This window comes from Pedobacter cryoconitis, assembly GCF_014207135.1.
In the GTDB taxonomy this organism is placed as follows: Bacteria; Bacteroidota; Bacteroidia; order Sphingobacteriales; family Sphingobacteriaceae; genus Pedobacter; species Pedobacter cryoconitis_D.
On record NZ_JACHCC010000013.1, the window covers coordinates 176,444 to 196,729 of the forward strand.

Below are 20,286 nucleotides of genomic sequence, written 5' to 3' on the forward strand. Positions count from 1 at the left end.
TACTCTGATGAAAAATAAAATGAAGAAGATAATTGTCTCTCTTTCCATTGGGCTGATATTATTCTCCGGTCAGGCTTTAAAGGCTCAGTTAAGTGTGGGGTCTGAAGGTTTGTTTATTCAGAATGGAACGGTATTCAGTACGGATGGATTAACACTTGTTCCTTCTAATGACTGGGGTTTTAATAATCTGATTGTCGCGATGCACCCTTCGGTGGTGATCTGGCCAAGATTTAACAGTATTCAGCGGATGTACCGGTTCAACCGGCCAGTTACTTTTCAGGGGGAACTTGCTTTGAGTTTCCAGGACATAGAACTGAATGGGAATGAGGCTAAAGATCTTGTACTGGCTTATTCGAAAACAACCAGTAATAATTATAAGGATTACAATCTGGTTCAGGAAAGTGTGGCTTCTCCGAATGAGCATTATGTGGGACAGTTGTTCGCCAAACCCATAATCTTTGCTGATGTCAATGCGGTGAGTATGGTGTCAACATCTGCTATCATGTATAAGGATATTGAAGCCAATAATATGATCACTCCCAATGGAGATGGGAAAAATGATGTCTGGATCGTAAAGAATATCCAGCAATATCCGAATAATGAACTGAAAATATTTGACAGGGAAGGAAGGGTAGTTTATAGTAAAATTGGCTATGACAACACATGGGATGGAACGTTTAATGGCAATCCATTACCAGAGGATACTTATTACTATATCCTTTACATCGATTCGGGTAAGTCTAAAAAGACCGGATTTATTACAATAGTGAAAGAACAATAAAATATACAAGATGATTAAATCTATACTTCAGCATAGTGTTTCTATAATTTTGACAGTGATCTTCATGTTTACTGGGGTCGGGGAAAGCCGGGCGCAGATAAGGCCACTGGGGACACAGTATTATGAGAATCAATATATCAGTAATCCGGCTTTTGCAGGAATGGATCAGGGGATGAATATCAATATGAGTTACCGTAACCAGTGGAGGGCTATACCAGGGTCGCCGGTGACTATGGCAGTGAGTGGCGATTACCGTGTTGTGGATAAAGTTGGAGTGGGTTTTAACGTGTATAATGATAAGGCAGGATTAATTGGGCGTACGCGTGTAATGGGGACTTATGCCTATCATTTACCCTTAAATATAGATAACAGGGAACTCCATTTCGGAATTTCACTGGGCGTGATGAAACAGCGTCTGGATGAACAGAATATTATTGCAAACCCTGATGATGTATTACCGGCCAGGTTTAATCAGCGCAAAGGTTATGTCGATGGGGATTTCGGGATGGCTTATACAACGGAAAGACTGACTTTACAGGGGGCTTTGCCTAACCTGAAGAAGTTTTTTAATAAGGATAATCAAAATACTGTGGATGGCTCCACATATCTGCTTGCGATGTCTTATAAGATTGGGACGACACTGGATGTTGTCTCTATAGAACCGAAGATCAGTTTCAGGGGGGCAAAAGACATTGATAATATCTGGGACATCGGCACTAACCTTAAAATGGAAAACAACCTGATTTCTATTCTGGGAATGTATCACAGTGATAAAAGTTCCACTTTTGGTGTAGGTTTAAATTATGAGAATTTCTTTATACAGGGGTTTTATACCAGCCAGCTGGCGGGTGAACGTCAACGGACTGGTGGTGATTTTGAAATTAACCTTAAAATCAATTTATTAAAAGACCAGCGCAGATAGCCAGAAAAATCAGGAGGGAATAACTATTGTAAAGGTTGTTCCCTTACCGGTTTCGCTTTTAACGGTTATGTCCCCACCCATTTCCAGTGTCTGTTTTTTTACGAGATACAACCCAATACCATGACTGTCCTGTCCGGTATGGAAGGTTTTAAACAAGCCAAAAATCTCATTACCATATCTGGTCAGATCTATGCCTTTACCGTTATCTGCAATCACCAACTGTACGGTGTCTTCCAGTTTATAAGTTTTTAAAGAGATATGATTTACGCGCGCCGGATCTCTATATTTAATCGCGTTAGTAATCAGGTTCTGCAGTATACTTTGCATATATACCTTGACAAAAGGAACCTCATCAGCTTCACCGAAGTCGGCTGTGATGATGGTTTGTGATTCTTCTATCTGAATTTTATGGTTGACTTTAACTTCATCCAATAGTTGAGGAAAACTGACTTTTTCTTTAAGTAGTAACCCGTTTTTTCGCTGTTTGAGTAGAATAATAAGGTCATCAAGTTTATGAAATAATCCTGATGATGCATTCTTTAACATCATAAACGGTGGTGTATTTATCCTGGTGCTTCCTTCCTCTTCTATAATTTTAATCAGGGATAATATGTTGTTTAACGGGCCGCGAAGATCATGAGAGATAATATGTGCAAAATGCTCGAGTTCGGAATTCCGGGATGAAAAATTCTCACTTAAATTTCTTAGTTCCTGCTGATGGATAATCAGCCTGGTGTTTTGCGTTTCCAATTCTTCAAAGAGATTGATAATCTGTGTTTGCCGGTTGATCAGTTTAACACGCATGACACCTATTCCAATGATCACAATGGTACTGAAGAACAAGATGCTGATTTTTGCCCTGCTTAGTGTCTCTGATACCTTCTGATCTTCTTGTTTAATGTTCTGATAAAAATTTTTCAGCATGCCATTGCATATTTCCCTGATCTTATTCATCTCATTTTCTCCCAGATCAGAGTTTATTTCTTCAATGACCATTGCGTCTTTGTGCTCATTTTTTAGTTGGATTGTTTTTTCGAGTTCCGCACGCTTAACAGCAATTGCTTTGTTCATCGCGTTGACATCTGCTATGTTATCTATATTAAAATTCCTTTTGATATGATTGGTCAATCTTTGCTGATTGACAGAAACGACTTCAATTGCCCTGGTATATGGAAGTATATATTTCTTCCGGCCAGTCAGGATGTAACCACGTTCTCCGATTTCCGCGTCCTTCATATTACCCAGTATTCTCCTGGTCAGCAGCATTGCCTTTTCGTTGAGCTCTCTTTTTCTTAAACTCTCTTTATTCTGATGAATAAGATGGAAAAAGAATATACCATTGATCAGGATAGTACTGAAAATAATCAGGATTAATAACTGAACAGTTCTCTTACCGTAAATATGCTGGAGCGGGTGCAGAGTGTTAAGTTTCATATTGTTTTAACTATTGTAATTAAGCAACAAGGGGGCCATTGTTACTTACCTGATTGTTGCTGAACTACAGCCTCCAGTTTTTCTTTTAACAGCTGAGATGAAAATGGTTTGGTCAGATAATCATCAAGATAGGTATAACTGAATGATTGCTGAATGTCTACATCGCTGGAGGCGGTAAGAGCAATGATTTTAATCTTGGAGATATTGACGTCTGGTAATTCTCTAATTTGTCTGGAGGCTTCAAAACCATCCATTACAGGCATATGAATATCCATTAATACAACGTCAAATGCTCCCGTTTTTACCATATCCAAGGCTTCTTTACCATTCTTGGAGAGAGAATAGTTGCAGTTCCACTGATCCAGGATCTTTTTGAGCAGCATGATATTGATGATGTTATCTTCAGCAATCAGAATATTGAGATTACTGATGGAAGAAATAACTGTAGTCACTGCGGGAGAATTTTCCTGTGGTGTACTTGTTGGGGTTAGTTTGTACCGGAGTTCAAAAGAGAATGCTGATCCGATATTTTCTTCACTTTGGAGAATGAGTTCACTTTCGTGGAGTTTGATTAACCTTTTAACGATGGCAAGCCCCAAACCTGTTCCGCCATAGCGCTTGGTTATATTATTATTGGCCTGTAAAAAAGGTTCAAAAATGATACTCTGTTTGTTTTTAGGGATTCCTATACCTGAGTCTTTGATTGTAAAAAGCAATGTAACTTCATCCTCGTCACGGGTTTTGGTACTGATAGAAATCTCGACAATGCCCGTTTGATCGGTAAACTTGACTGCATTCGAAATCAGATTATTTAATATTTGAGTTAGACGGGTCTGATCGCCGATGATATGGAGAGGTGCATTCTCGAAATCGATGTTCAGCCTAAGATCAATGCCTCTTGTCTCGGCTTTTGGTTTGAAAGAAGCGAGTATATTTTGTAGAAGGAGATTCAGATTGAACGGGGATTTGTTTAGAATAATCTTGTCCTCGTTCATTTTACTGAAATCCAGTGTGTCATTGATAAGAGCTAATAAATTCTCGGCAGAGAAACGAAGGATGGCCAGGTTTTCTTCCTGATCCTTTCTGGGGTTTTCGACACTCAGTATATTGATCAGTCCTATAACGGCATGTAACGGAGTCCGTAGTTCATGGGACATAGAGGAGAGAAAATCTGATCTTAAACGGGTGGCTTCCTGAGCTTCCTGAAGAGCAGATTGCAGCTTGGTATTCAGCTCTCTTTCTTTATAATGACTTTTGAAAAACGATTTGAAAAATTCATAATGCATAGTGATCAGAATGCCAAAATTAACTATCAGGGCAAGCATAAATGAATTATCATGGAGTTGTAACGGGGTTACAGTAATTTTCCCATGCTGGCTGCGGGTAATTAAAAGATGGATAACAATTGGCAGTACATTAGCCAGAGAATAAATTATCCCCCAGTTTTTACCCAGTGTATAGAAACTTGCCGAGATAATAATGAGTGATAACTGAAGACTGACCAGGTTAATCCCAAAATTATAGAGGAGGAGATTAGTCCAGATAATGCTGCAAAGGGACAATAAAAAAAGATGGGCAGACATTCTCCATTTGCCTTTCTCAATCAGGAAATATTGTGCAGTACACATCGTAATGACCGAAACAGATAACCTCATGGAAGTTGCATAATCAGCTCTGATGAGGGAATTGATGATAATCAGACTTAAAAGGGCCATCATCAGGATTAATCCATAAGCCAGAATCTTAATCCTGGATTGCATTAAAGGAATTTGCTTATCTGTTAATAAGGCAGCATATTTTTCTCTGAGCCTGATAATAATATTCATAAGCCTGAACTGATTACCAATATTACAAAAAAAAGAGTTTTATAAGGTAGTTATGGTCAAACATTAGCTTTTTATATTAGTTTCAGTATAAAAAACAAGTTATTCATCGTAAGGGTTTGTAAGCCTATATTATATGTTTAACTTTGTACTTAAATGTTAAACCGTTTGATTGCTGTAATTTTATTAGTCACACTGGTAGGTGCCAACCTGTCAAGGTTTATCATTTTTGCTGGTTTTGAGGCTAATCAAAAATTTATTGCAGCGAACCTTTGTGAAAATAAATCTCGTCCCTGGATGCATTGTAACGGACATTGTTATCTGATGAAAAAGCTGAAGCAAACAGAGGATAAGGAGAAAAAACAGGAACGTGCCGAACAAAAGAATCGTTATCAGGAAGTCCTACCAGGGGAAAAATTAACCTTAGCTGTAAGAATATCTGTTTTTCGTATAACTTATCCTGAATGTCTGCCCCAAAATACGATACAACGTTCATTCGCAATATTCCATCCACCTCAGTTAGTCTGATTTATTTAATACTACTCTAAATGCTGATGTTTTTTCTGAAGACATCTGGCCTGGCTGTGCTTTGTCCAGCCCACTATTAAATTATTTAAACATAAACAGAGGAGACTATTCTATACGTCTGTCCTCAGCTAACGATATATATCTAATGAAAGCATTTTTATTAACACTGCTGATACCGGTTATACTATTTACGTCATGCCGTAAAAATGATGGTGTACAGCCTATTGCTACACACGAAACTTCGGGTAAAATGACACTTAGTTTTAAAACTGTTTTAGGAACAGCTGATTTTGCACTGAACAAAGATTTTAATCTGAATGGAAAGAGCGTGAATTTTACTCAGCTCAGGTATTGGGTGAGTAATCTGGTCCTGATTAATAGTAAGGGAGTAGAATTTTTAGTACCTAATGCTTATTATCTGATTGAGGAAAATAATGCAAGTACTACCAACAGTGAGTTCACCTATCCGGCTAATAAAAGAGAGGATGTGCTTTTGTCAGGTATTCCTGCTGACAACTATAAAAGTATCAGATTTTCTATCGGGGTTGATGAAAGGTACAATAATAATCTGAGTCTTCAGGCTGGCGAGCTGTCGCAGCTTAATGGGATGACAAATGTGTCCTGGATGTGGTCAACCAGTTATATTTTTTCGTCAGTTAAAGGAAAAGTGACTGATGGTACGACAACCAAAGACCTGAAAATAGAAACGGGACTGAACGCTAATTTTAAAACAGTATCTCTGAATCTGCCTGTTGAACTGCATATTGGAAGCACACAGTCATCGGCTATTGTTCTGAATACGGATGTCTCGAAAATTATGGAGGGGGTAGATATCATGACCACACCTTCAATCGGGGCATCTCAGGCACCGGTAATGGCGGCTGTGGCTGTTAATTATGCAACTAAGGTTTTTACGGTGAAATCTATTAAATAGCTATTGATGAATAGATTAAATGCACTTAAGCATTTTGTCTCCTTGCTTTACTTATTGTTTGTACTGGTAGTTTCCTCTTGCAAAAAAGAGGAAACTACTTCCGTTGAAAATGCGGCTGTACTTCATCCTGTGAAACTGGATTTACCAGGGAATTTTTCTCCCCCGACCGATGATCCGGATAATCCATTAACCGAAGAAGGAATAGCTTTAGGTAAACTGCTGTTTTATGATGTACGCCTTTCTGGAAGTAATAGGATTTCCTGTGCTTCCTGTCACCGGCCCGAATTGGCTTTTAGCGATGGCGTGGCATTAAGTCATATCGGAGAATCTGGAAATACACTTCAGCGTCACTCTCCGGCGCTGATTAATGTTGCCTGGATGGATAAAGGATTGTTCTGGGACGGTGGTTCTACCAACCTGGAGTCGCAGGCTTTCGGACCGTTGAGTAATGAGGATGAAATGCATCAGAATTTACTGGAACTGGAGTATAAACTTGGACAGGTACCGGATTATGTGAAACGTTTTCAACAGCTCTTTAAAAGTGGGATTAAGTCTACTGGCATTGTTAAAGCAATTGCTCAGTTTGAACGTACGCTTATCTCAGGGAATTCACGTTATGACCGGTATATCCGAAAAGAAGCGGGGACAAGGTTGTCAGAAATGGAATTACAGGGGCTTGGTCTTGTCAACAGTAAGTGTCGCGGTTGTCATGCCGGGGAGTTATTTACTGATAACAGCTTTCATAATAACGGATTGGACGCGGATTTTAGCGATGGAAGACTTGAAGGACTTTTTCAGGGACATTACCGGATCAGTTACCAGCTCGCAGATCTTGGAAAGTTTAAGACTCCTACTTTGCGTAACGTCATGCTAACAGCTCCTTATATGCATGATGGAAGGTTTGCCACTCTAGACAGGGTACTTGTACATTATGAAAATGAAGTTAAGGTGACAGCAACAACAGATCAGCTGCTTTATCAGCAGAATGGTAAGGCTGGGATACCACTTTCTACCACGGAGAAGAAAGCGATTATGGCATTTTTAGTTTGCCTCACGGACAGCTCTTTTATCCAGAATAAAAATTTAATAGAATAAATTGATTGACAAATGAAAACTATATATATAAAATCTATACTGTTTATTTCGCTATGTGCAGGTTTGAGCGCTTGCTCTAAAAAGAACGATGTGCAGCCAGAACCTTCGAAAAAGGCAATACTGAGTCTGCAGTTTGATAATATTGTGGGCGACCGGAACCTTCAGCTCAACACGGGTTTGTATACGAATGCCTCAGGTGAAAAATTTACAGTACAGTTACTCCAGTATTTTATCAGTAATATAAAAGTTAAGACAACAGCCGATAAAGAATATGTGGTTGATCAGGATAACAGTTATTTCCTGGTCAAGGAAAGTGACGGAGCTACGCAGTTTTGTAAAGTTAAGGTTCCGGAGGGTGATTACAAGACGCTGACTTTTACGCTGGGCGTGGATAGCCTGAGGAATACAATGGATATTTCCAGACGTACCGGGGTGCTTGACCCGACAGGAGGGATGGATGATGGAATGTACTGGGGCTGGAACAGCGGGTATATTTTCTTTAAAATGGAAGGGACTTCTGAGCAGGCTCCGGTGGATCCGACAGGTGTCCGAAAATTCCGTTATCATATCGGAGGTTTCGGAGGCTATTCTGCACCCACCTTTAATAATGTGAAAACTATTACTGTCGATCTCAGTGCTGCTGGTATTGCGCGTGTACGTGAAGGCAGGGAGAGTAATGTTCATTTTTTTGTTGATGTAATGAAAATGTTCAATGGCAAAACCAATATTAGCATCGCTGCAAATCCACAGGTTATGTTCAGTAATTATAGCGTGAATGTGGCCAACAATTTTACAAGTATGTTTTACCATGATCACACGGAGAACTAATGAGGAAGAAAATATTATTTATACTTCTTAGTGTATTCAGTCTGTTTATATATGCTTGTAAAAAGGAAACAGCTATTCAGGAAACTTTGAGTTCTTTTCTTGGTTTTAAACAGCCGGTTAACTTTCCGGTTCCTGCTTATAAACTGGAAAACAATTCAGTAACCGAAGGAGGCTTTCTCTTAGGAAGAGCCTTGTTTTATGAGCCTCGTTTATCAAGGGACAATACCATCTCGTGTGGTTCCTGTCATATTCAGTCTTCGGGATTTACACAGCACGGACATGATGTAAGTCATGGGATTGATGACCGGTTGGGCAGCCGTAATTCGCCGCCAATTATGAATCTGGCCTGGAATAAAACTTTCTTCTGGGACGGTGGTGTTTTTGATCTTGATCTTCAGCCGGTCAATCCAATTACGAATCCTGTTGAAATGGATGAAAAGATAGAAAATGTATTGCTGAAATTAAAACAGATGCCAAAATATCTTCAGCTTTTTAAGCAGGCCTTTGGAACAACTGAAATTACAAATGTTAGGATGATGAAAGCTTTATCACAGTTTATGGTTATGTGCGTCAGTGCAAATTCTAAATATGATAGGGTAATGCGTAAAGAAGGTGGGCAGGCTTTTACCCCGGATGAATTGGCAGGCTATGCTATTTTCAAGGACAAATGCAGTAGCTGTCATACTGAACCTTTGTTTACCGACGGCTCATTTCGTAACAATGGAATTGCGGCTGGCCCTAACAACGATGAGGGACGATATCTGATCACGTTAAATCCAGCAGATCAATACAAATTTAAAGTGCCAAGTCTGCGGAACCTGAGTTATACAGCACCTTATATGCACGATGGAAGATTTTTGACTTTAAACGGAGTACTCACACATTATACTTCTGAAGTAAAGCAAACACCAAATCTTGATCCAGCATTGCAGCAGAATGGTCAGCCTGGACTGATAATTTCTGGTGATGATAAACTCAAACTACTCTCTTTTTTAAAAACACTGGATGATAAAGACTTCGTCACACGTAAGGATCTGTCAGAACAATAATTTATTTATATGAAACCATCATAAGCATACCAATTATAAACTTAATGAATATGCTTATGATAGCTTCATCACCGATAAAAAGCAATATATAATATGATGAAAAAATATATTTTAATACTATTTATATGCCTGTCTGGTTATACTACTTTTGCCTGTGATATTTGTGGTTGTGGAGTAGGTAGCTATTACCTGGGTATTCTACCTGAGTTCAATAAACGTTTTATGGGCTTACGTTATCAGCATAAAACGCTGATGACTCATCTGGGGCCCGGAGGCCGTACCAGTTACCTTACAACCAATGAGGTTTATCAGTCCGCAGAACTATGGGGAGGATGGAATCTGGGTAGTAAATTTCGTGTGCTTTATTTCCTTCCTTATAATTTTAATGAGCGCAGTAGTGCAGAAACCAGCGGACATAAGAATGGAATGGGTGATATTGCGTTGATGGGATATTATAATCTTTTTAATAGCCGGAATACTATCAATGATAAATTATTGGTGCAATCGCTATGGATAGGGGTCGGTATAAAAGTTCCAACAGGTAAATATGAACCAAGGGACAGAGATGTTCTGACGGAGTCCCCGAATAATTTTCAGTTAGGGACAGCAAGTACAGATTTTACATTGAATGCAGCCTATGATATAAGATTGATGGATTTTGGTGCTAATCTGAATACCAATTATAAAATCAATACCAACAATAAGTATGATTACCGTTATGGCAATAAGTTTACGGCAAATGCACTGGCTTATTATAAGATAAGAATGGCTGGAATTCTGACATTATCACCGAATGCAGGTGTTCTTTATGAAACATCTCAAAAAGATACAGAGAATAAAAAATTTGCAGTTGATGTTTCGGGTGGACATTCACTTGCTATCATCACTGGACTGGAAGCGAATCTGAAACGGTTCTCCTTTGGCGTAAATTACCAGGCTATTGCCTCGCAAAATCTGGCAGGGGGGAGCGTCAAAGCCGGAAACCGGTTCATGATACATACTTCTATTGCCTTTTAAATTCAATACCCCGGTTGGATTCTACCTGATCAGAATCCAACCGGGGTATTTGCTTCACTTATTTTGATATCGGAGGATTTATTAATACAAACATATTCCACTGATAATATCACGGAGGTTAATTTTGGCATAAAAAAATTAACCACAATCGTACAATGAAAAACTTACTTTGCACGGTGTTTCTGATGCTAATCTGCCTCGTTTGTAAAAACGAATTAGCAGCCCAGACAACACAGGCCTCCATCTCCGGGATAATTACGGATGATCAAAAGAAAACCATTCCTGGTGCATCTGTTCAGGTGCGGAATGAATCAACCGGTTTTACAACCAGAACAACGACGAATGCCAAAGGGGAGTATACTTTTAAAGAGCTCCCGTTAGGTGCGCCTTATAGTATCACCGTTACTTACATAGGTTTTGGTGAACAGAAAAGAACGGGTTATTCGCTTAATCAGGGGGATGCCCTCCGTATTGACATTACAATGCAGGATGTTGTAAACAGCCTTTCTGTAGTAGAAATAGTGGGGTCGGGTATGAAGAATAAAACTGAAAACCTGGGTTCGGCAACAACTATCTCGGCCAGGGATATTACCCGGCTACCTGTAAACGGTCGTAATTTCACCTCTTTGATGGATCTTTCACCTTTAAGTAAGGGGACTAATATTTCAGGTCAGTTGGGGTCTTCTACCAATTTTACAATTGATGGAATGAATGCAAAAAATCCAACATCTTCTGGGTCAACGACCAGCCGGAGCGGTGCTCCTTATTCTATTTCAATAGAGGCAGTGCGGGAGTTTAAAGTAGTTACCAACCAATATGATGTAACTTATGGAAGGAGTGGTGGTGGTACTGTAAGTGCTGTAACCAAATCCGGAACGAATACACTTAGCGGAAGTGCTTTTACTTATGGACGTGCTGACTGGCTGAGTAGTCCTTATGATATTAATGGTAACAAACGTAAGTCTGATTTCTCTACCTATCAGTATGGTTTCTCCTTAAGCGGCCCGATTATTAAAGATAAACTGCACTTCTTTATGGTATGGGATCATCAGAAGGATGCCCGCCCTTTACAGATTGCGAATATCTTGTCTCCTGCTGATGAGTCCAGGTTAAAGATCAATCAGCCTACACTTGATAAGTATCTGGATATCGCACGCAGAAAATATGGCGTTGCGAATACACCTCAGTTCGGATCTTTTGATAAAAAGAGAGGATCTGATGCAGCATTTGCGCGTATCGACTGGCAGATCAATGAAAAGAACTTATTAACGGTTCGGGATAATTATACAAATGACAGGAATCCTCAGGGACTGGAAGATAATACAGCCATTAATTTGTACGAATCGTATGGTAATGATAAAAATGTGGACAATAGTTTACTGGCAACCTTACGTACTTCTATCAGTCCTCGTTTAACCAATGAACTGAAGGCACAGCATTTGTATACTTATCAATTGAGTAGTCCTGGTAATCAGCTGCCCGCTGCAAATATCCCGAGAGCAGTTGTTGAAGGTGTTGCATCTACTATTGGCAATGCATCTCTGACCACAGATCTTGAGCTTGGGGGACATCGTTTTGCACAGGAAGGATTCACAAACAATGTATTTCAGTTAGTGGACAATCTTTATTTCAATACAGATAAGATTAAGTACACTTTTGGTGTTGATTTTATGTATACGCATGCACGTTCTACCTATGGTAGTGAGCTGAACGGACGTTTTTATTTTAAAGATGACGCTGCGAATAAGCTGACTGCACTAGACAATTTCGAGGCATTAAAGCCTTACCGTTACACCAGGGAGGTACCACTGGTTGCAGATCCAAGTGTAAGACAAGGAATTCTCAATTCTGCAGTTTATGGTCAGATGCAGACTAAACTTGCTCTTGGACTGGACATGGTTGCAGGTTTGCGTATGGATTACAGTAGTTATCCAAAGGGTAAGTTTAACCAGTTAGTCTTTGATGAACTTGGACTTCGTACTGATAATTCTTTGTCAACGCTTCAGATTCAGCCACGTATACAGTTCACCTGGGATGTGAATGATAAACATCAGGATTTTATCCGTTTAGGCGGGGGTGTTTTTGCTTCAGATATTAATAATTATGCTACGATCAATAATATGGTATTTGATGGTACACGTTTAGCTTCGCTGGATGTGCGGGGGGCAGCTGTTCCTCAGCCTGATTTTCCTGGTTATCGCGCAAATCCGGCGAGTGCTCCGGGGCAGGATTTATTCAATTTACCAGGGGTAAGCAAGCTGATGACTATCAATACAAATGCAAGTGATGCAAGGGTACCGGTAGTTTATAAAGCTAATGTATCTTACAGCCGGTTTATCACAGACCGCTTGAAAGTTGGTATTACAGGATACATGACCTTAGGAAGGCATAACTATATGTATGTAGACCGGAACATGGTTGTGGACCCATATTTCCGTTTATCAAATGAAGGTAACCGTGGGGTATATGTTCCCGCATCGAGTATTCAAAATAGTTCTCCTGACTGGTTGCAGGGACGTATCAGTCAGAAACTGGGAAGGGTACTGGAGCTGAACAGTAAAGGAAAGGTAAACCAGTTTGCTGTAGTAATTGATGGAAGTTATCAATATTTTAAAGACGGAGAGATTTCAGTGAGTTATACCTGGAATGATACCAGGGACAATACCTCCTATAATGGTAATGTGGCCAATAGCGCAACTTTGTCCTTACCCGTAAAGGATGATCCGCGCGATCTGAGCAGGATGACACCTTCTGATAATCAGTTCCGACACAAAATTGTACTATATGGAACGCTTCCTACTTTTTATGGTATAAGTGTAGGTCTTCGTTATTCTGGAATAGGTGGGACACGCTATACTTTATTGTCGGGAGCGAATACTAATGGTGACTTTGTTGCCACAAATGATCTTGCTTTTATTTTTGATAAAAACAATCCGAATGTGGCTCAGAATGTCCGCGCAGGCCTTCAGGCAATTTTAGATAATCCGACTGCAAGTCAGAGCATCAAGGATTATATACTGAAATATTCAGGGCAGATTGCTGAAAGAAATGGTGGGGTTAATAGTTTTTATGGGGTTTTTGATTTAAGGGTAACCAAGAAATTTAAAATTTATAAGACGCACAGCCTGGAATTGTCGGCTGATATCTTTAATGTTGCTAACTTATTAAATAAAAAATGGGGTGTAAATGAATCGCTTGGTAATCAGGCGTTGTATACCTTAGGTATTCCTAAAACTGCTGATAAACCTGCGGTCCCAGGATTTGATAATGTAACTAATAATTATGTTTACAGAGTAAATACTGCCGGTGTTGTGAAGCCATCTGGTAATCCTTATCAGGGGCAGATAGGTGTTCGTTATAGCTTTTAATTAATATCATATGAAATATCTATTAGTCTTAATGTTTTGTTTTTTTCTGACGACGGCTGCTTCGGCACAACAGAAAATTGATGTACAGGGCCATCGTGGAGGACGCGGAATTATGCCTGAAAATTCTATAGCTGCAATGTTGCATGCTGTGGATCTTGGAGTACGTACACTTGAACTGGATTGTGTGATTTCAGGAGACAAACAGGTTGTGGTTTCTCATGATGTGTATATGTCTGCTGATTTTATGCTGAAGCCTGATGGTTCGGCAATCAACAAAGCGGAAGAAAAATCTCTGTTATTGTATAAGATGCCTTATGATAGTATCAGGATGTATGATGGAGGGACAAAAGTCAACGTAGCGTTTCCAAAACAGAAAAAAATGAAGACTGACAAGCCATTGTTAGCTGCGTTAATTGATAGTGTTGAGTTATATGTTAAAGTTCATAAATTAAAACCGGTATTTTATAATATTGAGATCAAGAGTTCCGCGGATGGAGATGGTACTGCTCATCCCGGACCGGAAGAATTTGTAAAACTTGTAATGGATGTGATTAGAAATAAAGAAATAACAGGTAAGGTTATTATACAATCATTCGATACTCGTCCTTTAGTTTTATTACATCAAAAATATCCGGCTCAGAAACTGTCCTATCTGGTAGCTAATAAAGATAATTTTACAACTAATATGAACAGGCTGGGCTTTATACCTGATACAATCAGTCCTTATTATGGAATGGTAGACGCTGAATTTGTGAAGAGTGCACACCAGTTGAAGGTGAAAGTATTACCTTGGACTGTTAATGATGAACCAACCTTAAGAAAAATGGGGTTATTGAATGTCGATGGAATCATTTCTGATTACCCAGACATGGCAGTTACACTGTTTGGTAAATATTAGAAATAACCGGGAGATAATTCATTGTTTACCCAGGATGATAAGATCCTGCTGGTTGCTTATAATTTAATGATTTAAGCGACTGGCAGGATTTATTGTTTTAAGGCTTATTTGTTGGAAAACAACAATAAATCCTTTCAATAGCGCACATTATTAATAATTGTTACCTAAGAATGATTGCGAAATGTTATTTTGGACTTTAGCTATAAGCATTACTTCTTTTTGGTAATTTTTAGGGGGTCAGGAGTTTAATGAAATTTAATGAAACAATAGATGTTATAACTACAGGGAAAGACCTGCTTGAACTCATTGAAGAAGATGATAAAAGTGCGTTTACTGTTTTTTATTCCAATAATTTTCAGAAACTGATTTTAGTGTCAGACAGATATGTAAAGAATATACATGTCGCCGAAGAGATTGTGCAGGATATGTTTCTGAAAATCTGGGAGGATAAGGCATTATTGGTATATGTGAATTCGGTCAGCGCTTATTTGTACCGGAGCGTAGTTAACGCTTCTATAAATTATGTGAACCGTCAGAAGAATATTGAAAAACATCATCTTAAAATAGCTGAGCATTTAACGGATGATGATATCGAAATTATTAATGAACAGAACGAATTAATTGTACTATTATATAATGAAATTGAATTATTACCCGAAAAATGTCAACGGGTCTTTAAATTAAGTCGTTTAGAAGGTTTGAAATACAGAGATATCGCCAATCAGCTGTCTATTTCTGAAAAAACTGTTGAAAACCATATGAGTAATGCGCTTAGATTATTAAGATTGCGTGTAATACATCATATACAGACGGATGATATACATGCTAAAGCTAAATATTTCTCTTTATTGTCGATGTTTTTGTATTAAATCCTGATTTTGTAATCGTTTTAAATAAATATCATTTTTTTTATAGAATAGGCTAGGGGTTTTTGGGTGGTTATTTGTCATCCATACAAACACTAGACATTTGAAAGATAATCTGACCTTTCAGAATATTATTCTGAACCATTTTAATGCCCCGGATGATGAAATTTTAGCTCAGCAAGTTGCTGAACTCAGACAAACATCGGAAGAAAACGAAAAAACTTTTCAGGAAACAAAAACTATCTGGGATGCTGCTGCCCAGACTAAAAGATTGCATGAACTGGATTATACCCAGTCAATCAGGAATTTTAGGGGAAAATTAGTTCATAGTGAGTCTCCGGAAACAAGGCCTTTCGGCTGGCTTAAACTGGCAGTAGCAGTTGCGGTGATAACGGCTGCTGGGATTTTCTTTTATCCCAGGGATATAAAACCGGTTGAGCTTTCCAGAGAAACGAAGCAACAGATAGATTCAGTTTACCTGAATGATGGTACAAAAGTGATACTTGCAGCAAATTCGCAAATCAGATATCCTAAGGTATTGTCGGATACTGGTCGTCTGGTTACTTTGGTTAAAGGTCAGGCCTTCTTTAAAGTACATCGAGATGTAAAACGGTCATTTAATGTGCTTATTGGCCAGTCGAAAGTAACGGTATTGGGTACCTCTTTTAATATAAATTACCACAATTCGTCTATTCAACTGGCTGTCAAAACAGGAAAAGTGATGTTCTCGCCAAATGCCGTCAGTTCCTCTGCTATTTTAGTTGCCGGCCAGGCAATCAATTATAATCTCAGCAAAAATAGGCTGGAATGGGAAAATAGCTCCAATTCAACTTCCTGGATCACTAAAGAGCTTGTATTTGTGGATATGCCTCTGGAAGAGGTTTGTAAACAGATCAGTGCCTATTATAATGTAAATGTTGTGGTCCATGATACGATGCACAGCGCTAAAAAATTCAATGCCAATTTTAAAGACAGCACTCTGGATGAGATCCTGAAGGTATTAAAACAAACCTACAAAATCAAAATAGATACCAGCGATCACCAGATCACTATAAGAAACCTATAACCAACCAATCAATCAACTAACCAATAACCAATAATTATGGAGAAACACTACTCAAAAAGAATGCGAAGACTAAAGTATGGTCTCAGGGCTATATTGCTGTGCATTGTTTTTTGCACTTCATTGGCAAATGCCGAGGAGGTACAGCGTACAGTACTGAAAACAGAAAGATTAGATACTTATCTTAAAAAAATTGAGCTGGCCTACCAGGTGAGTTTTGTATATGATGCTGCCCAGATCAACAAAGCTACCAACCTTGAAGTCCCTGCCAAATTAGTGTCAATTAAAGCTGATCTGGAGCCTTTAAGAGAAAAAGGGATCAATTATAATATAGTCGGTAAACAAGTAATACTGGTAAAAGTTCCTTTACAGATTGCTAAACAAATGATCACGGTGAAAGGACGTGTAACCTCGAAAAAAGATGGGGGATATCTCCCGGGTGTCAGTGTCAGGGAAAAAGGTGTGAAAAATGCAGTATCCAGTGATAGTCAGGGAAATTATCAGATCAGAGTACAGGATAATGCAGTACTGACTTTTAGTTTTATAGGTTATAAAACTGTAGTTACTGAAGTAAACGGCAGATCGTCAATAGATATCACCATGGATGAAGATGCTGGTCAGTTAAATGAGGTAAGCATCGTCTCAACGGGATATCAGGATCTGAATAAGAAGTTGTTTACGGGCTCGGCAACAGCCTTGAAAGCTTCAGATGTGAAACGGGATGGGATTACTGACGTTAGCAGAATGCTGGAAGGCCGGGTTGCCGGCGTGTCAGTACAGAACGTTTCGGGTACCTTTGGTGCAGCACCAAAGATTCGTGTCCGGGGTGCAACTTCCATTACCGGAGACAATAAACCACTCTGGGTGGTTGACGGAATTATCCTGGAAGATGTAGTGAATATATCTAATGAGCAACTTTCCACTGGGGATCCATCGACATTAGTAGGTTCCTCGGTTGCCGGATTAAATCCTGATGATATTGAGAGCTTCAATATCCTGAAAGATGCAGCAGCAACCGCACAGTATGGGGCGAGAGCAATGAACGGGGTTGTTATTATTACAACAAAAAAAGGTAAAAATACCGAAGGTAAACCAGTTGTTTCCTATACAGGTAACTTTTCAAGTTATATGAAACCTTCCTACAGTAGCTTTGATATTGTGAACTCTGCTGATCAGATGAATATTTATCTGGAAATGCAGAATAAAGGCTGGTTGAATCATGCGAATACCTCAAGGGCAGCAAATGGTGGCGTATTTGCAAAAATGTTTAATCAGATGTATATCTATAATCCGGCGACAGATTCTTATGCGCTGAAAAATGATGTACCAAGTCAGAAACAATTTTTGCAGCGTTATGCTAATGCAAATACAGACTGGTTTGATGTCCTGTTCAAGCAATCATTTATGCAGGAACATTCGGTAAGTATATCATCCGGTACCCAGCGGTCTAAAATCTATGCTTCTACTAGCTTTTTAAAAGACAACGGGTGGACTGTCGGAGATAATGTAAAACGCTTTACTGGTAATATTCGTGGTAACTTTGATATCAATGATAGATTGAGCATCGAATTAATTACCCAGGGATCAATTCGTGACCAGAAGGCACCGGGAACTTTAGGCAGAAATGGAAATCCGGTGTATGGAACATATGATCGGGATTTTGATATCAACCCATTTAGTTATGCACTAAACACAAGTCGTACGTTAACGCCGTATGACGCCAACGGTAACCGTGAATTTTTCACTCAAAATTATGCTCCTTTTAATATTTTAAATGAACTTGAAAATAACACTTTAACCTTAAGTGTAATAGATTTAAAGGTTCAGGGAGGAGTGAAATATAAGATTACTGACCATCTGAAGTATTCATTTGACGGGGCTTATCGTTATGCCCGTACAAGTCAGGAACATAAGATAACTGAAAATTCTAATATGGCTCAGGCTTACCGTGCCGGTATCAGACCAGACGACGCCACAATCAGAAAGAACAATAAATTCTTATACTCAAATCCGGATGATCCCAATGCATTACCAGTTTCTGTATTGCCATATGGTGGATTCTATAACACCAATGATGATAACATTACCAACTATTATGTACGGAATAGTCTGGAGTATAATAATACTTTTAATAAAGACCACCTTGTTAACTTCTTTGCTACACAAGAGATGCGTTACATCAATCGTCAGAATAAAACTTTTGACGGGTATGGATATCAGTATGATAAAGGTGGGGTTCCTTTTATTGATCCGGCTATTGTAAAATCAAACGTTGAAGGCGGATTCAATTATTATAGCATGGGATATCGTTATGAACGGTATTTAAATTACTCTTTAAGAGGTGCCTACTCTTACAAAGGAAAATATAGTCTTAATGCAACTGGAAGATATGATGGATCCAATCTTTTGGGAGAATCACGTACAGCAAGATGGTTGCCGACCTGGAATGTCTCTGGCGCATGGAATATTGATACGGAAGACTTCATGCAGGGAGAAAGTCTGAAAAAAATACTGAACCGGGCAACTTTACGGGCGACCTATGGACTGGTAGCAAGTATGGGAAGTGCGCAGAATTCAAGCCTTGTGGTTAAAAGTATGGCTACCAAACGGCCTTATCTTCCGGAAAAGGAAACTAAACTATACATTGAAGGCTTAGAAAACTCTGAGCTTACTTTTGAGAAATTAAATGAACTCAATATCGGGCTGGACTTAGGTTTATTTGATGAACGCCTGACCTTAACCGTTGATGCCTATAAAAGAAATAGTTTTGATCTGATAGGAGAGGTAAGAACTTCGGGAATTGGTGGTGAAGCATTGAAAAGAGCCAACTATGCAGATATGACATCTAAAGGGATTGAGGCTTCGTTAGGTGCTTTAGTAATTAAATCGAAAGATTTTAGCTGGAGGACACAATTAATCTTTGCGCATAATACCAATAAAATTACTAATCTGAAAAATCAGCCGTTGATCTTTGGATTAACCGGTGCGGATGGCGGAGCTTTACAGGGGTATTCACAAAGAGGATTATTTTCTTTGGTTTTTAAAGGGCTGGATCCTAAGGACGGATCACCAACATTCATTAATGAGTATGGGAAGGTAGGGAATGATATTTATCTGCAGAGTAATTCTGTTCAATACCTCAAGTATGAAGGTCCTATTGATCCGACTTATACAGGAGGGTTTTCCAACAACTTTAAGTACAAGGACTTTACATTATCTACATTAATCACTTTTGCAGCTGGAAATAAGGTAAGGTTAAATCCTGCTTTTAAATCCTCATATACTGATTTGGACGCAATGCCGAAGGCTTTTCTATCCAGATGGGAAATGCCAGGGGATGAATTGAAAACTAATGTCCCTTCTATTTTAGATGCATTGGCTCAGGTACCGTTCAGAAATATATATGCTTATAATAACTATAATTATTCTACAGAGAGAGTTGCGGACGGAGGATTCATAAGAATGAAACAGATTATATTAAGTTATAATGTACCAGCAAGATTCTCGCAGAAATTAGGCTTTACCAATTCATCAATTAGTGTTGTAGGTAATAATTTATTCCTGATTTATTCAGACAAGAAATTAAATGGACAGGACCCAGAGTTCTTTGGAACAGGAGGAGTTGCGCTACCGATTCCGCGTCAATTTACATTATCATTAAAAGTAGGTTTCTAAAAGAT

The 20,286-nt window shown here is 38.9% G+C and carries 15 protein-coding genes; 13 read left to right on the plus strand and 2 right to left on the minus strand.

Features of this window, described 5'->3' with window-relative positions; all coding sequences use genetic code 11:
- The first annotated feature begins 19 nt into the window (after window positions 1-19).
- Window positions 20-781, plus strand: coding sequence for a gliding motility-associated C-terminal domain-containing protein (locus tag HDF25_RS22355; RefSeq protein ID WP_184628621.1), 762 nt, complete (start codon window positions 20-22; stop codon window positions 779-781).
- Window positions 782-791: 10 nt separating this feature from the next.
- The gene (locus HDF25_RS22360) at window positions 792-1,703 is read left to right on the plus strand and encodes a PorP/SprF family type IX secretion system membrane protein (protein WP_184628622.1); all 912 of its coding nucleotides are present in this window, start codon (window positions 792-794) and stop codon (window positions 1,701-1,703) included.
- 9 nt (window positions 1,704-1,712) lie between these two features.
- Here the strand turns inward: HDF25_RS22360 and HDF25_RS22365 are convergent, their stop codons facing one another.
- Together HDF25_RS22365 and HDF25_RS22370 are read right to left on the minus strand one after the other, a co-directional pair.
- On the minus strand, window positions 1,713-3,137 hold the full coding sequence (locus HDF25_RS22365; protein ID WP_184628623.1) for a sensor histidine kinase: 1,425 nt from the start codon (window positions 3,135-3,137) through the stop codon (window positions 1,713-1,715).
- Between the two features lie 41 nt (window positions 3,138-3,178).
- Window positions 3,179-4,963, minus strand: a complete 1,785-nt coding sequence (locus HDF25_RS22370; protein ID WP_184628624.1) for an ATP-binding protein — start codon at window positions 4,961-4,963, stop codon at window positions 3,179-3,181.
- A 153-nt stretch (window positions 4,964-5,116) separates the two neighbouring features.
- On the opposite strand from HDF25_RS22370, the gene HDF25_RS22375 reads away from it, so the two are divergent.
- The 11 genes from HDF25_RS22375 to HDF25_RS22425 all read left to right on the plus strand — a co-directional run bounded on the left by HDF25_RS22375 (window position 5,117) and on the right by HDF25_RS22425 (window position 20,281).
- Window positions 5,117-5,488: a hypothetical protein gene (locus tag HDF25_RS22375; RefSeq protein ID WP_184628625.1), complete on the plus strand. Its 372-nt coding sequence runs from the start codon at window positions 5,117-5,119 to the stop codon at window positions 5,486-5,488.
- Window positions 5,489-5,633: 145 nt separating this feature from the next.
- Window positions 5,634-6,422 (plus strand): MbnP family protein, encoded by a 789-nt coding sequence (locus HDF25_RS22380; protein ID WP_184628626.1) that lies wholly within the window; start codon window positions 5,634-5,636, stop codon window positions 6,420-6,422.
- Window positions 6,423-6,428: 6 nt separating this feature from the next.
- Window positions 6,429-7,517, plus strand: a complete 1,089-nt coding sequence (locus HDF25_RS22385; protein WP_184628627.1) for a cytochrome-c peroxidase — start codon at window positions 6,429-6,431, stop codon at window positions 7,515-7,517.
- A gap of 12 nt (window positions 7,518-7,529) precedes the next feature.
- Complete coding sequence (locus HDF25_RS22390) at window positions 7,530-8,345, plus strand: MbnP family protein (protein ID WP_184628628.1); 816 nt, start codon at window positions 7,530-7,532, stop codon at window positions 8,343-8,345.
- The gene (locus tag HDF25_RS22395; protein WP_184628629.1) at window positions 8,345-9,394 is read left to right on the plus strand and encodes a cytochrome-c peroxidase; all 1,050 of its coding nucleotides are present in this window, start codon (window positions 8,345-8,347) and stop codon (window positions 9,392-9,394) included. The genes HDF25_RS22390 and HDF25_RS22395 overlap by 1 nt, the downstream gene beginning before the upstream one ends.
- Before the next feature lie 93 nt (window positions 9,395-9,487).
- The gene (locus tag HDF25_RS22400) at window positions 9,488-10,411 is read left to right on the plus strand and encodes a transporter (RefSeq protein ID WP_317618243.1); all 924 of its coding nucleotides are present in this window, start codon (window positions 9,488-9,490) and stop codon (window positions 10,409-10,411) included.
- A gap of 155 nt (window positions 10,412-10,566) precedes the next feature.
- On the plus strand, window positions 10,567-13,779 hold the full coding sequence (locus tag HDF25_RS22405; protein WP_184628630.1) for a TonB-dependent receptor: 3,213 nt from the start codon (window positions 10,567-10,569) through the stop codon (window positions 13,777-13,779).
- Window positions 13,780-13,789: 10 nt separating this feature from the next.
- Window positions 13,790-14,677, plus strand: a complete 888-nt coding sequence (locus tag HDF25_RS22410) for a glycerophosphodiester phosphodiesterase family protein (RefSeq protein ID WP_184628631.1) — start codon at window positions 13,790-13,792, stop codon at window positions 14,675-14,677.
- A 248-nt stretch (window positions 14,678-14,925) separates the two neighbouring features.
- The gene (locus HDF25_RS22415) at window positions 14,926-15,546 is read left to right on the plus strand and encodes an RNA polymerase sigma-70 factor (RefSeq protein WP_221451000.1); all 621 of its coding nucleotides are present in this window, start codon (window positions 14,926-14,928) and stop codon (window positions 15,544-15,546) included.
- A gap of 100 nt (window positions 15,547-15,646) precedes the next feature.
- Window positions 15,647-16,609 carry a FecR family protein gene (locus HDF25_RS22420; protein ID WP_184628632.1) on the plus strand — a complete coding sequence of 321 codons (963 nt, stop codon included), beginning with the start codon at window positions 15,647-15,649 and terminating at the stop codon, window positions 16,607-16,609.
- A gap of 36 nt (window positions 16,610-16,645) precedes the next feature.
- Window positions 16,646-20,281 (plus strand): SusC/RagA family TonB-linked outer membrane protein, encoded by a 3,636-nt coding sequence (locus tag HDF25_RS22425; protein WP_184628633.1) that lies wholly within the window; start codon window positions 16,646-16,648, stop codon window positions 20,279-20,281.
- Window positions 20,282-20,286 lie beyond the last annotated feature (5 nt).